Source organism: Bacillus sp. JZ39 (assembly GCF_053903145.1).
In genome coordinates this window covers 3516739-3531520 of record NZ_CP096389.1, presented here as the reverse complement: position 1 = coordinate 3531520, position 14782 = coordinate 3516739, and the positions used below count along the sequence as shown (strand labels likewise).

9 protein-coding genes are annotated in these 14782 nt (G+C 44.6%); 6 read left to right on the top strand and 3 right to left on the bottom strand.

Annotated features, from left to right (window positions below; translation table 11 throughout):
• Positions 1-167 precede the first annotated feature (167 nt).
• Together M1D65_RS18050 and M1D65_RS18045 are read left to right on the top strand one after the other, a co-directional pair.
• Positions 168-6122, top strand: a complete 5955-nt coding sequence (locus M1D65_RS18050; RefSeq protein ID WP_456270671.1) for a SpaA isopeptide-forming pilin-related protein — start codon at positions 168-170, stop codon at positions 6120-6122.
• 103 nt (positions 6123-6225) lie between these two features.
• Positions 6226-6864 (top strand): class A sortase, encoded by a 639-nt coding sequence (locus M1D65_RS18045; RefSeq protein ID WP_064671492.1) that lies wholly within the window; start codon positions 6226-6228, stop codon positions 6862-6864.
• Between the two features lie 126 nt (positions 6865-6990).
• On the opposite strand, the gene M1D65_RS18040 is transcribed toward M1D65_RS18045, so the two are convergent.
• Positions 6991-7401, bottom strand: coding sequence for a YwpF-like family protein (locus M1D65_RS18040; RefSeq protein WP_003227794.1), 411 nt, complete (start codon positions 7399-7401; stop codon positions 6991-6993).
• Between the two features lie 174 nt (positions 7402-7575).
• Here M1D65_RS18040 and ywpG point away from each other — a divergent pair, with 174 nt between their 5' ends.
• The 4 genes from ywpG (at position 7576) to ywpJ (ending at position 10241) form a co-directional block, all read left to right on the top strand.
• Positions 7576-7959 carry a DynA interaction protein YwpG gene (ywpG, locus tag M1D65_RS18035; protein ID WP_003227796.1) on the top strand — a complete coding sequence of 128 codons (384 nt, stop codon included), beginning with the start codon at positions 7576-7578 and terminating at the stop codon, positions 7957-7959.
• Between the two features lie 76 nt (positions 7960-8035).
• Positions 8036-8377, top strand: a complete 342-nt coding sequence (gene ssbB / locus M1D65_RS18030; RefSeq protein WP_064671493.1) for a single-stranded DNA-binding protein SsbB — start codon at positions 8036-8038, stop codon at positions 8375-8377.
• Positions 8378-8601: 224 nt separating this feature from the next.
• Positions 8602-9378, top strand: a complete 777-nt coding sequence (glcR, locus tag M1D65_RS18025; protein ID WP_021480781.1) for a transcriptional regulator GlcR — start codon at positions 8602-8604, stop codon at positions 9376-9378.
• Positions 9379-9383: 5 nt separating this feature from the next.
• Positions 9384-10241: a phosphatase YwpJ gene (gene ywpJ, locus M1D65_RS18020; protein WP_038829853.1), complete on the top strand. Its 858-nt coding sequence runs from the start codon at positions 9384-9386 to the stop codon at positions 10239-10241.
• 125 nt (positions 10242-10366) lie between these two features.
• Here ywpJ and M1D65_RS18015 read toward each other — a convergent pair whose 3' ends face one another.
• Positions 10367-13135: a DEAD/DEAH box helicase gene (locus M1D65_RS18015; RefSeq protein WP_456270670.1), complete on the bottom strand. Its 2769-nt coding sequence runs from the start codon at positions 13133-13135 to the stop codon at positions 10367-10369.
• Positions 13122-14732 carry an SWIM zinc finger family protein gene (locus M1D65_RS18010; protein ID WP_446014596.1) on the bottom strand — a complete coding sequence of 537 codons (1611 nt, stop codon included), beginning with the start codon at positions 14730-14732 and terminating at the stop codon, positions 13122-13124. The genes M1D65_RS18015 and M1D65_RS18010 overlap by 14 nt, the downstream gene beginning before the upstream one ends.
• Positions 14733-14782: the final 50 nt, after the last annotated feature.

Sequence of the window (14782 nt, the reverse complement as noted above, 5' to 3'; positions counted from 1 at the left end):
AAATTGTATAGTTCCATTTCATACAATGTAGTTTGGTTCGGATGGCAAATCTAAGTTTTGAAACTCATTCGGCATTAGCAGTTCTTTTTGGGGGATGAGACATGATGTTATGGTCTCGCGGATCAATCGGCAAGTGAAAGATAGATAAGAAAGGGAGGAATGAAAAGTTGAGAACGAGGAGTTTTCCCTTAGGGCTGAAAAAAAGCGGGCGGATCGTTATGATCATAAGCCTTGCCATCTTTTTCTTCTTCAGCCAGATCGCCAGCTATACTCTTACAGCACAGGCTGTGGACGTAACGTCAAGTGACAGCCAATTCTTCGATTCGGTAACAGTTAAGGACGCCAAGGGCCAGATTGTTGACGGATCAAAAGGAAACAAACCGGCACTAACACCGGGGGACGAAGTGAAACTGACATATGAATGGTCATTGAAAAAAGACAAAAAAGCAGATAGCGAACAGGATATCAATGTGGAGATACCTAAAAGCTTTACATTTGATAAAGGTGCAGAAGGTGAGATCAAATCTGCTGATCAGGTCATCGGCAGCTATCAAGTGCCGGCGGGCGGCAGCACCATGACAGTAAAATTAACAACTGCATCCGCGGATTCTCCTGATGCCAAGGGGACCATTACACTGCCAGCTAAGTTTACTGCAGATGTAAAAGGCGATGAACATACAGCAGCAGCCCTTTTTCAGCTAGGGGGAGGCAAAACCCAGCAGGTGATCATTCCTGTTAAGAAAGAGGAGACACCAGATGCCGAGGCGGAAGAGCCAAAAAACGACTCTTCTGATACTGCGGGTGATCAGGAAGGGAAAGATGACAAACCTGCACCTTCAGTCAGCAAGGATCAAAAAGAGGAAGAACAGCAGCCGTCAGATGACGCTAAGAGCGGCGAAGCCTCTAAGAGTGATGATTCAAAAAAAGTAAGTCAATCAGCTTTCAAAAGCTTGCAAACTGAAGAAAAACAAATCACGCAAAATATTTTAACTGGCGTGACGTTGACGGACGAAAACGGAAAGCCATATGACAAGGGCAATCGCGCCAATACGAATTCTCCGGTGAAAATTTCAATTGATTGGGCCATTCCCGACAATTTAGGAAAAACAATCAATGCCGGCGATAAATATGAATTTGATTTGCCTAAAGAATTTATTATGCATAATGACATTGTGAACCTGCCTTTAAGCGCCGGAGACACCACATACGGGACATTTTCTATTGATACGAACGGACATGTGGTAATGATATTTAACGGCGAGGTAAAAGACAGTTCTAATGTCAAAGGCACATTGGTTATCAATACGCAGTTCAACGAGAAAAAAATAACGGGTTCGACAACACAAAAGATTCCATTTCCTGTGAATGCCGATACTCCTGAAACAATAGTTTATTTTAAACCCAATGTGAGTAAAACCATTGATAAATCAGGTGTGCTGGATAAAGGCATCAACCCTGGTAAAGTAACATGGACGGTCGATGTCAATAAAAAGTTGGATCAAGTCAAAAATGCCAAACTCACGGAAAGCCTTCCAGATGGCGTAATCTACCGTTCAGTTAAAGTGTATGAACTCAATGTGAACATTGATGGTTCTGTCAGCAGAGGAAATGAAGTTTCTTCCGGCTACAGTGTTGATTCAAAAGGAAATGTCACATTTGACGGGACAATTGATTCAGCATACCGCCTTGTATACGAAACCGACATTGACAATAGTGCGAAGCCGAGTGAAGGCGGAAATGTAACGCTGACGAACAAGGCGGCATTCAGCGGAGACAACCTGGAACCCATTTCTGCCGAAGCCACTGTTGCAGCCAAATATGGAAAAATGATCGCGAAATCATCGACCGGCTATGATGGAGAATCTCAAACATTCAGCTGGGCTCTTTCATACAATTACGGTGAGAAACAGATCGACCAATCCAAGGCCAGCATTAAAGATGCTTTTGGAACTGGCGATTTGCATCTTGTGAAAGATTCTTTGAAGGTTATTCCTATTACCTTTGGACAGAACGGCAGCGAGCAAGCGGGAACGCCTTTAAAGGAAGGCGAGGACTATACGCTGATCGATAATGGAAGCGGATTTGAAGTCAAATTTAATAAAACCATTACCAGCGCGTACAAAATCACATATCAAACAAAGGTCAACAGCGGAGTGATCATTGATAAATCGACAACATACACCAACAGCGTTGTGACCGGAACAGGGGATTCAAAAGAGGCTTCCGGAATAGCCATTCAGCAAAACCTCATCAAAGGATATTCAAACGTAGATTATGAGAAGAAGACGGCTGATTGGACGATTACAGTTAATAAAAATAAATACTTGATGAACAATTGGACTTTGGATGATCAATTCGAAAGCGGCGGATTGGTACTGATTGATGAATCGTTCAAGCTTCAAGACACAACGAACAACAAAACATTGCAGAAAGACAAAGACTACACGTTAATAAAAAAACCGGATCATAAAGGCTTTACTTTGGCATTGATCGGGGATTATGCAAAAACAGACAGTCAATTTAAGATCACTTATACGACAACGTTCAATGCCGATTATTCTAACGAAAGCGTTAAGAATACAGCTCAGTCGACATGGACTGATCAAAACGGCAATGAGCGCACGAATAAGGTATCAAGCGGTTTTACGCCGAATCATCAGACTTCAAATAATGGTTTCAAAAACGGATCATATAACGCGGTTTCAAAGGAAATCACGTGGAAAATCGGCGTCAACTATAACGGCGAGCCGACGAAAAACCCTTATATCAAAGATGCCATAACAGATCCTCAGCAATTTGTGCCGGGTTCCGTTGTCGTTAAGAGTTATACGATCAATAAAAACGGCTCGATCACAGAAGGAGACGCACTTGATCCTTCCAAGTATGATGTCGAAGAGCCTTCTGCAAAAAATGAACGCACGCTGACGGTACACCTTAAAACAGGCGATTCTGTACCATATCTGATTGAGTTTAAGACATCACTCAAAGGACAGGTCATTGATCAGAATCAGTACACAAACAAGGCAACCTACTATAATGACGGTTATGCAGACCGCACACTGACGGGCTCTGTTTCAGTTACGAACGGAGGAAGTCTGGTTTTCAAAGGCGGTAAACAAAATGGAAGCTATATCGATTGGAACATCAATGTCAACTCCAGCCAATCAACGCTGGATGATGTAAAAGTTACTGATACGCCGGATGAAAATCAAATATTAGATGCGGATTCTTTTAAAGTGTATCAAGCAAAATATGATGAAAACGGAGTGGTCAAAGACAGCAGCGGAAATCTGACTGCGGGAGATGTCGAGCTTCAAAAAGACAAAGATTACACGTTAGACATCAAAACGGACAATACAACAGGTGAACAATCGTTTGTCCTGAAATTCATAGGCAGCTATAAACAAATTGACCGCGCCTATGTGATCAAATACCGGTCACTGATTAACATAGCCGGCACGAGCGGCCATGTTAAAAATAAGGTGTCCATTTCAGGAACAAATGTGAAGGAGCAGACTCAAGAAAACAGCAGCTCGATCTTTGTTGCCATTTCAAGCGGCGACGGTTCCGGATCCGGAGAAAAAGGAAGCCTGACGATTTTTAAGACTGGAGAGGACGATAAAGCTCTTGAAGGAGCAGAATTCCAGTTATGGTCTGAGGACTCCAAACAGCTCCTCCGCACTGGTACGACGGATGCCGGCGGGAAGCTTACATTCGGAAATATTCGCTACGGTTCCTATGTATTAAAAGAAGTCAAAGCGCCTGACGGATATACCATCAGTGATGCTTATGCAAAAGGAGTCTCTGTTAAGATAGACAGCAACTCCTCCAAGACAGGAGCGCTGCACAAAGTCATAAATCAACAGAACAAGGTGACGCTTATCAAACAAGACGAACAAAACAATCCTTTGGCAGGTGCTGTTTTCAAGCTGGAGAAAAAGTCAAATGACGGCACCTATACTCTCATACGAACAGATATAAAATCTGATAAAAACGGAAAAGTAGAAATGAACGGTTTGCCGGCGGGCTACTATCGCTTGACAGAAACACAAGCTCCTGAAGGCTTTATCGTAAATACAAAAGCGATTCACTTCTCAGTCGCAAAGAATGAAAAGAATCAAGTGTCCGACGTTAATTTAGGGAAAATGACCAACTATCAAGGAAAAGTCTCACTGACGAAGGAAAATGCTGAAGGCCAGAAACTTGAAGGCGCAGTATTCAACATTGTCGATCAAGATGGAAAGGTCGTTCAAGAGAAGCTGACTTCAGATAAAGACGGTAAAATCGAGGCTTCGGGTCTTGCGCCGGGACGCTACGCCTTTGTGGAAATAAAAGCGCCAGCCGGCTATGTGCTGAATACAAAGAAAAAAGAATTTACCATCTCAGAATCTGCAGCAGGAAAGCCTGAAGCCGCAGATGCCGGAATCGCCGTTAACGATAAAGGCTCTGTTGAGCTGACGAAGGAAGATGCCGATGGCCAGAAGCTTGAAGGAGCCGTCTTTAAGATTATCGACAAGGAAGGTAATACGGTTCAAGAAGGACTGACCTCAGATAAAAATGGGAAAGTCGCAGCTTCAGGCCTTGCACCGGGACAATACGCTTTTGTTGAAACGAAAGCGCCAGCCGGTTATGTGCTGAACACAGAGAAAATTGAGTTTGAGATCTCTGATTCCTCTGAAGGAAAGCCTGAAGCTACAGATGCCGGGATCGCTACTAACCATAAAGGCTCCGTTGAGTTGACGAAGGAAAATGCTGAAGGCAAGAAGCTTGAAGGTGCAGTTTTCAACATTGTCGACGAGGAAGGAAATACGGTTCAAGAAGAGCTGACTTCCGATAAAGATGGAAAAGTAAAGGCTTCGGGCCTTGCGCCGGGACGTTACGCCTTTGTTGAAACGAAAGCGCCAGCCGGTTATGTGCTGAACACGGAGAAAATAGAGTTTACCATCTCAGAATCTGCAGCAGGAAAGCCTGAAGCCGCAGATGCCGGGATCGCCGTGAACTATCAAGGATCGGTTCAGCTGATGAAGGAAGATCAAGATGGAAATGGCTTGGCAGGCGCGGTATTCAAAATCACGGACAGCAATGGGAAAACAGTGAGAGACGATCTAGTCTCAAAAGAAGGCGGCAAAATTGAAGTTGACGGGTTAGCGCCGGGAAGCTATCAATTTATCGAAAAACAGGCGCCAGATGGATATCTTTTATCCGAAAAGCCAGTGTCATTCACCATTAAAGCAGAATATGGCGGCAAACCTGAGCAAGTGAAAGCAACAGCGGTTAATACGAAGAACCTTGTTGTCCTCACCAAAGTGGATCAGCATGATCAGCATAAAGTTCTGCAAGGTGCGGAGTTCAATTTGACAGATGCCAACGGCAAAGTGCTGAAGTCCGGTTTGGTTACCGATGACAAAGGACAAATCACGGTGCACGGCCTTAAAGCTGGCGAATATCAGTTTGTTGAAACAAAAGCGCCTAAAGATTATGAGTTGGACCAAACGCCTATATCGTTCAAGATCACAAACACAGACACGAAAACAGTCGAAATCACCGCGGAAAACATATTGGCACCAGGTGACGTAAATGTGAAAAAAGTGGATCAAGACGATAAAAATACCGTTTTGGAGGGCGCTGAATTCAAGTTATTGGACGAAAGCGGCAAGCCTGTAAAAACTGACGGGTATGGAAAAGAGCTTTCTGAACTCTGGAAAACAGATCAAAATGGGCAGTTCACTGTAAAAGGCCTTGCGCCGGGAAGCTACCAATTGATTGAAACGAAGGCTCCCGAAGGTTATAAACTTGACGAAACACCGATTGAATTCACAATTGAAAAAGGACAGTCAAAAGCTGTTGAGATCGTAGTTTCTAATCAAAAAGTGAAAACACCAGCGCCTGATAAACATGATCATCCTGATAAACCAGCACCGGGTGGAAATGGAAAAGATGATGGAGATCATCCGAATACCAATGGTACAGATGGCAGCTCGGATGGTCAGTCGAACACAGACAAAACCCTTCCAAAAACCGGAGATACAGACAGCATGCTGACAGCAATGATCGGTATCCTGCTGCTTATGGCAGGCGGAGGCTTAGCTGTTGCCTCAAGAAAGAAACAAAGAAAAGGATAAAGTTGAAGGCACCTGATCATCGAAGAATCGATCAGGTGCTTTTTTGAAAAGTGAAAGTGACACGGAGCGTTTTTAGAAGGATGCATAAGAAAGGGTTTTTTGCATGTACAAGAAAATGATCATTACGGTGTTCATCCTTTTCGGACTGCTGCTGATCTCTTCTCCTTATATCAAAGGTGGAATTATAGCTTATCTTAGCAAAAGCCAGAGTGAATCGGCCTTAACTGTGGAGCAGCTGAAAAAAAATAATGAGAGAGAAGCGGAATATGAATTTGATTCAATCGAGCCGCCTGAGTTGATGGATGCTGTAAAGGCCGGCTTTGATCACGATCAAAAAGCGGTTATCGGGCGGATAACAATTAAAAGTGTCGATCTGGAGCTTCCGATCGTAAAAGGCACAACCAATGAAAATCTTTTGATAGGGGCGGCAACAATGCGCCCGGATCAAAAAATGGGTGAGGGAAATTATCCGTTGGCGGGCCATCATTTGAAGCAAAAGAATCTTCTGTTCGGACCTCTGGAAAACATAAAAACAGGTGCCCAAATTGTCATCACGGATTTTAAAAAGGATTATATCTATTCTGTAACATCTAAAGATATCATATCGGAAATGGAAGCAGATGTAATTGAGGAGACAAACAAAAAAGAGATTACGTTAATCACATGTGACAAGGCTGTCAAAACTGAAGGGCGCCTTGTTGTGAAAGGGGAATTGGTTGATTCTTTTGGCCATACAAATTAAATATGGAAAAGAAAAGCTGCCGTTCAAAACGGCAGCTTTTTTTCATGCAGAACATATCTATTCTAAATGTCTATTGTGATGCTCTTCGGTTCTGTGTCTGTTTTGGGGAACCATGCCCCCTCATATTTATAACTTTTGTTTAAATGCCTCAATGAGTTTTGTTCCTGTATAGCCCTCTTTTACAAGGGACTCGAGAATGGTTTCAGTGCCCTGCTGTTTTCTTGTGACCATTTGTCCGTAGAGTAAAACCTGAATGCTTTCTTCCAGCTTGACGATATTTTTCACTGCTGCTGTCAGCTGGGCGGGGCGATTGCTTTTTTTCGTGATCGTTACAAATACTTTGGCTTCAGATTGGCTGTTTTGAAGCTGTTCAAAAAAAGACAGATGTTCTTTCTGTACAAGCGCCTCAATCAGCCAGTGATTTTCACCGTCTTCTTTATTTATAATCAGTCCGTCAATAAGGGGAAACTGTTCAATTGATTGTTCTTCCTTGTCCACTCGTTCCACATTCAGGTCAACCAGTTTAAAGGTTTTCATTTCTTCTCACCCCGATTACTTCCAAAGTTTTCTTGCCTTCCATTATAACATAAACGTTTTCGAGGAAAAAATCCTGCAATGTTGGGGCTAAAGAATTTTGTATGAGTGAAACATTTAATAATTTCTATTTTTTCATTATACTGTAACTGACTATGGATTACGGAGAGATGTGGTATGAATCAATTTCGTTTAAAAGAAATTTATATTGACGGCGTTCCTTCTGAAAGTCATTTGATTCAAAAGGAAGTAACATATATGTTAAGCCGTAAAGAAGTGTTTGAGGTTCATCTGAACAAAAAAGGAAGAATAAGTTTTTTATACGAAACACAAGATGGCATGGAGCAGTATAAAATCAAGCTGTCAATGCCGGAAAAAAAATTGAGCTTTCAGTGGTTTGCGTGGGATGGCTCTTCCTATGTGCGCATGAATACGCAAAACTGGCTGACAAAGCAAATCTTTTTCCGTTTTTTAAAAAGTACATATTTCTTCAAAGGAAAAAAGCAAAAGATGTTTTTAGCTGAAGGAAAAATGAAAACGAAAGATAAAAACAGAGGCTGAAAGCCATTTTTAAGCGTTTTTCTTTTCTTGTTGCATCATTTACAATACATACAACCGCAAGGAGAGGAGGAATCGCATGTTCAATCAGGTCATGCTTGTCGGACGTCTTACAAAAGATCCTGATCTTCGCTACATTTCCACCGGTGCGGCAGTTGCACATGTTACGCTCGCGGTGAACCGCAGCTTCAAGAATGCTTCAGGTGAAATCGAAGCTGATTACGTCAATTGCACACTTTGGAGAAAAACAGCTGAAAACACGGCGTTGTATTGCCAAAAAGGTTCTCTCGTCGGCGTAAGCGGACGGATTCAGACAAGAAGCTATGAAAACGCGGAAGGCGTTAACGTGTATGTAACAGAAGTGTTGGCTGACACTGTTCGTTTTATGGACCCTAAACCCCGGGAAAAAGCTGCTGATTGACACCCCCTGCTCCTCCCGTTATCTATCCATTCACTATTATCCGGATCTTCGCATCATCCCCTCAAAATTGACCAGTCGACCAGACTGGTTCTTTCTTTTTGTCCACTTAGGAAAAATTGGTTCTCTCGACGCATTTTTACTTAAAATCACTTATTAATATTGAATAAGATTAAATAAAAACTTATAATTGCTTATAAATGATTGCTGAGAAAAGGAATGAGGGCGTGTACCAAGAAGAAAGATTAGTAGCGATTTTGGATTTTTTAAAACAGCATAACCGAATTACAACGGAGCAGATCTGTACGCTCCTGCAAGTGTCAAGGGATACAGCGCGACGAGATCTTGTGAAACTTGAGGAACAGAATGCCATCATCCGCACAAGAGGCGGCGCCATTTTGCCGACTGTGCATCAGAAAATTCAAAGCTATTCCGGCCGCCTGAAAACAGTGTCTAAGGAAAAAAATAAGATCGGCAGGCTTGCAGCATCGCTTATTCATGATGGTGACCGGGTGATTTTAGACGCCTCTACAACTGTTCAGGCATGTGCAAAGCATTTGAATGCGGTTGATTGTACGGTAATCACCAATTCGATTAATCTTGCGGATGTGCTGTCCGATAAAGAGGGAATTGAAATTTATCTGCTGGGAGGCAAGCTGGAAAAGGAGCACCGCTTTCTGTACGGGTCCTCTGTGATTGAAAAGCTCTCAAGCTACCATGTTGATAAAGCGCTGATTGGTGTGGTCGGTATTTCCGAACATGGCATTACAATTGCGCATGAAGAGGATGGCATGGTGAAGCGGAAAATGATACAGCAGGCAAAGCAGGTCATCGCGCTTGCAGATCATTCGAAGCTGGGCAGCACCAGTTTTTATCAGTATGCGGAGCTGAATGAAATCGACCTTTTGATTACAGACAGGCTGCCGAATCAGGCATTTTGTGACTTGCTTGACCGAAACGGCGTTGAGCTTCTCGTGACAGAGCAGGATGAAGGAAAGGACTGACAAACGTGAAATTAATTGCGATTGATTTAGATGGAACCTTACTCAACAGCAAGCATCAGGTAAGCTTGGAAAATGAAAACGCACTGCGGCAGGCGCAGCTGGACGGCATTGAAGTGGTGGTGTCAACTGGGCGCGCTCATTTTGACGTCATGTCAATCTTTGAACCGCTGGGGATCAAAACATGGGTCATCAGTGCAAACGGCGCCGTCATTCACGATCCCGACGGCAGGCTTTATCATCACGAAACGATTGATAAGAAACGGGCGTATGACATTCTCTCATGGCTTGAGTCGGAAAACTATTATTATGAGGTATTCACAGGTTCAGCGATTTATACACCGCAAAACGGCAGAGAACTTCTTGATGTTGAGCTCGACAGATTCAGAAGCGCAAATCCGGAAGCGGATCTTTCTGTCCTTAAGCAGGCGGCCGAGGTGCAATACAGCCAATCGGGCTTTGCTTACATTAACTCCTTTCAAGAGCTGTTTGAAGCCGATGAGCCAATCGATTTTTATAATATTCTCGGCTTTTCTTTCTTCAAAGAAAAGCTTGAGGCAGGCTGGAAAAGATATGAGCATGCCGAAGATTTGACGCTTGTCAGTTCGGCTGAGCACAACTTTGAGCTTTCTTCCCGAAAAGCTTCCAAGGGGCAGGCGCTGAAGAGGCTTGCGGAACAGCTAAATATTCCGCTCGAGGAAACCGCGGCTGTAGGTGACAGTTTAAATGACAAATCGATGCTGGAGGCTGCGGGAAAAGGTGTAGCGATGGGCAATGCCCGGGAAGACATCAAATCGATAGCCGATGCTGTCACCTTAACCAATGACGAACACGGTGTCGCACATATGATGAAACATTTGCTGTAGGTATATGTGCTGCCACAAAAGCGCATCCTGTTGATAACCGGCGTAACGGATTTTTTGGAAATTCGGCGTGACGGCTATGAACGGAAAAAAGCTGGCTCTTTTAGAGCCAGCTTTTTTAGTCATGATTATTGCGCTGTTGCGCTTAATGTAAACAGTTCTTCGAGCTCCTGTGTGGAAAGCTCGGTAATCCAGTTTTCACTTTGGATAATTTGATCGTTCAGGGTTTGCTTGGATTCAAGCATGACATCAATTTTTTCTTCGATTGTTCCTGTCGTAATCATTTTATGAACGTGGACAAAGCGCTCCTGGCCTATGCGGTATGCACGGTCAGTCGCTTGATTTTCAACCGCCGGGTTCCACCATCTGTCATAATGGATGACGTGATTGGCGGCGGTCAAATTAAGTCCGGTGCCTCCAGCTTTGAGTGAAAGAATCAGTGTCGGATATTCTTTCCTTTGAAATTTCTCAACGAGTGTATCCCGCTCTTGCTTGGAGAGACTCCCGTTTAAAAATTGCACAGGTTCCCCGAACGTTTTTTCAAGCAGCCGCTTCATCATGTTCCCCATCTGAATGTATTGCGTGAAAATCAGGCAGCTTTCGTTTTGGGCGCGGATCGCTGTCATCAGTTCCAGCAATTTTTCGAGCTTGACTGATCTGCCGGCCAGCAGCTCGGTTTGCTCTTCCTTTAAATAAAGCGCGGGATGATCGCATATTTGCTTGAGCCGTCCAAGCATGCTGAGGATCAGCGCTTTTCGCTGCATGCCGGTCAGGGATGTCATATGGTCAAAAGTGTCTTTGACGAGCTGCTCATAAAGGGATGCCTGCTCGGCTGACAGCGGGATAAATTCTTTTTCTTCCAGCTTCTCAGGAAGATTAAGCGCGACCTCTTCATCCCGTTTCGTCCGGCGGAGAAGGAATGGCCGGATTAATTGCTGAAGCTGTCCGATTCTCTTTTTGTCCCGGTCTTTTTCGATCGGCAGCACATAGCGTTTATGGAAGCCGGTCAAACTGCCGAGGTAGCCTTTATTCATGAAGTCAAAAATAGACCACAGTTCCGTCAGTCGGTTTTCCATCGGCGTGCCGCTCAGCGCGATATGGTGGAGCCCCTTCAGCTTCCTGATTGCGCGTGATTGCTTCGTATGCGCGTTTTTAATATTTTGCGCTTCATCAAGGCAGATCGTGTTCCATGTCACAGAAGAAAGCTCTTCAGTATCGGCATGTGACAGTCCATATGAAGTGAGCACCACGTCTGCGTTTTCATAATGCGCGGCGAAATCATCACCCTTTGGCCGGCGCGGCCCATAATGGAGCGCGACAGACAGATCAGGGGCAAAGGTTTGAAGCTCCCGCTGCCAGTTGCCAAGTACGGATGTCGGCGCAATAATCAAATGAGGCGTTTTTTGCCGGCCTATTTCCTTCACGTGAAGGAAATAGGCGATCATTTGAATCGTTTTCCCAAGCCCCATATCGTCAGCCAGACAGGCGCCAAAACCGCTTTCCCGCAGAAACAGCAGCCAGTTCATGCCGTATTTCTGATAAGGGCGGAGCGTTCCTTTGAAAGAAGGACTGACTTCGTGCTCCGGCAGGTTTTCCGCGGCAGTGAGCTTTCGAATCAGTGACCTGAGCTGTTTAGACAGATCAAACTGAATGCCGGCGAAAGCGGATGTATCAATCAGATCCGAATCCTCAAGTCCGCCATCCTGCTGATCCATTAGCTCACGCGCCAGAATATCAGACATGTGGAGTCCCTCTGATTCTGCTTTTTCCATCAGGCGTTTCATCTGTTTGATAAACTGCGGATCGATTTTAACCCATTGCCCGCGGATATTAACAAGGCGCCTGTTGCTGGCGACAAGCTCATTAAATTCAGCCTCAGTCAGTTCAATTCCATTTGTCGCAAACCGCCAGTTGAAATCAAGCAGTGCATTCATGCCGACAAATGACTCGCCGCGCGGGGAGGACGACACCTTTGCTTTCAGCATCATGTTGCTGTCTCTGACAATCTGCCACCAGGACGGCAGGAGGATTTCTACCCCCATATCGACAAGCGTCTCACTTGCTTCTGACAGAAAGATCCAGGCTTCTTCCTCCGAGATCAGCGTTGTCCCAGAATCAAACGACAGCCACGGAACCGTTCTGTGAAAGCGGTCCTGCTCACGCGCGATTTTATCGCTGTACGCCTGCCACGATTTTTTGAGGCTCTTCAGTCCGTCAAAGAATTCTACAGCACCGCTCTTTTTATCGCGTAAAAACATCTCGATCTTCCATTCGTCTCCGTCAAAGTCCGGTTCATTTAAGCGCAAGCCGACAGTAAATGGAGATTGATCGTCAATCCAGCCAATGCCTTCCAGAAAATCCTCTTCATCAAGAAAATGGCCGCGGAATGTCGTAACCGCAGGCGATTTCTCCTTGATATGTTCCCATTTCTCCCGCAGGTCATCGTCGTACTGGATGTAATCCTGTACGGCAGCGGAAAACCATTCCGCAGTAAAGCCTTCCAGTATATTATCGCGGTCTTTCCAGCGAAAAACACCGTTTGTCCATGCGTCATAGTCAGGCATAAAATCGCCGTCCGCGATAAATTCATAGATGGTCGATGCCGCCTCGATCAGCGGCTCCGTTTCTTCTGTAAGCTGCACGGAGCTGAATGAGTTGAACGAGTTTTTGCCGAGAAGCTCTACAGTCATCCATGGAGATAGCAGGACAGCAGTCGTCCCGATGAAGCTGACATCCTCTAGAAAGGTTCCGTAAAATGAGGATTCATGCCATTGGAACAAATGCTTTTTCATATGGCTGTAGGGAAGAGGCTGCTCATTCTCATCAAAGGCTGAGAGCGTAAATGACCCATCTTCCATTTGTTCGACGTGGATGAGAATTTCTTTAAGACTCGCCATCAATCAACTTTCCTTTCTGCAGTTCTTCTTGAAGCGCACGCAGGCGCTTGTAATGCGAGCTCAGCAGCTGAATATACCGCTCCCACACCTTCTGCTTTTTCGCTTTTTTGTACAGGGTGCGCAATTTTTTCAAATACCGGGCGGCTTCCTTGTACGAGCTACGGTTCTTCTGATCAATGAAAAAAGCCACTTCTCTATGGTAAGCCGGTATAAGCGCCTCAGGGTCGCTCGCTGCAATTTCCTTGAGCATCATTTTATCCATTTCATTGATGGAAAAGCCGACAAGGTTATGAATTTCAATCCACTCGGCATAGCGTTTTTTTTCATATAAATGATGGCTGTATTCTGTGAACGTATACGGCAGACAGCCCGCGGCAAAGCGCTCAAACAGCGCTTGATCATTGGTTTGCTTCACATAGGCATTCAACAGAAGGAACAGCTCGCTGATCACATCGCGAATCTCTTTAAACGGCTTATCCAGCTTCGTATAACCCATCGCAATTGGTTCAATTTGCTGGTACCATATTTTAAGCCGTTTCCAGTCCTTCTTGGCAGTCATTTCACTCAGCCATTGGAACGTATAAGGGAGCGCTTCCGGCGGGAATTGATCCGCTTCCGCAAAAATAACGTCATCATTCTTTTGCAGGAATTCCAAATGCAGGCGCCCGAATTGCAATTCGGGAGAAAAACGCCGTCCAGCTTCTTTTTTCAATATCTCCTGTTCGCGTGCCACCCATTTTGGCCGCGACAGTAGCGCACTCCAAATTTCACCGAAGACGCGGATGCGTTCATATTGGAAAATTTCTTCTTTCAACAGCAAAGGTCGGATAACATCCGGTGTTTTATCCAAAAACGGATCAAGCGCAAAAGACAGCGCGTACGTTTTTAATTTATCAATAGAGCTGTAGATTGTATCCATCAGCTGTTCAACGTACGGATTGAGGGAATAAAAATCTTGTTCGGGGTTCAGCTTGCCCGCTTCAATCAATGTGAACATGCGAAGCCAAACCGCAATCGCGGAATGAATCTGGTACAGGCTTTTCAGCTCCGGCTTGTTCGGCGCATGTTTTTTTAATGCGGACAGGTAGCCGTAATAAAGGCCCTGCATGTTTTTGCTGCCTTCTGGCGTACGTGCCTGCCAGAGAGAAAACTCTGAATCAAAAAAAGCAAGCCAGCTTGAAAGCGATTCTTCATTAGGCAGCACCTTTTCCTGAAACTGGCGGCGGACGAGCTCTTTGCTTTCCTCAAGCTTTTCCCTCTCGAGCCAATACTCTGTAAAAGTACCCACTCGCTCGAACATTGCATATACATATAAAAACACAGCCAGCATATGGCGGCAGATTCTTCCGGACGGACATGAACAGCCGCTTTTGACTATGACAAACAAGTTCAATGTGACCCGCACAGGCACAACATCCTGCACGTAAGCCGTAACTTCCGTCGGACTCACTGCTTGTAAACGATAGACTGAATCCTGCCGATATAAAATAAGGGCTTTTTTGATCAACTGAACATTTTCTTCATTGTAAGGAAGAAGTTCTTTTAACTGTTCAGCAGATGCCAGCACATCGTCTTTGGAAATCATATTCTGAAGCATGATTATCGCTCCTAACCGAGTCACGTAATAAAAAGATCCAATTTCTCTAT

Excerpts from the sequence above, each read along its gene's own strand:
- ssbB (WP_064671493.1), top strand. The coding sequence starts at position 8,036 with ATGTTCAATCAGGTCATGCTTGTCGGACGTCTTACAAAAGATCCTGAT.
- M1D65_RS18045 (WP_064671492.1), top strand. The coding sequence starts at position 6,226 with ATGTACAAGAAAATGATCATTACGGTGTTCATCCTTTTCGGACTGCTG.
- ywpG (WP_003227796.1), top strand. The coding sequence starts at position 7,576 with ATGAATCAATTTCGTTTAAAAGAAATTTATATTGACGGCGTTCCTTCT.
- M1D65_RS18010 (WP_446014596.1), bottom strand. The coding sequence starts at position 14,732 with ATGCTTCAGAATATGATTTCCAAAGACGATGTGCTGGCATCTGCTGAA.
- M1D65_RS18015 (WP_456270670.1), bottom strand. The coding sequence starts at position 13,135 with ATGGCGAGTCTTAAAGAAATTCTCATCCACGTCGAACAAATGGAAGAT.
- M1D65_RS18040 (WP_003227794.1), bottom strand. The coding sequence starts at position 7,401 with ATGAAAACCTTTAAACTGGTTGACCTGAATGTGGAACGAGTGGACAAG.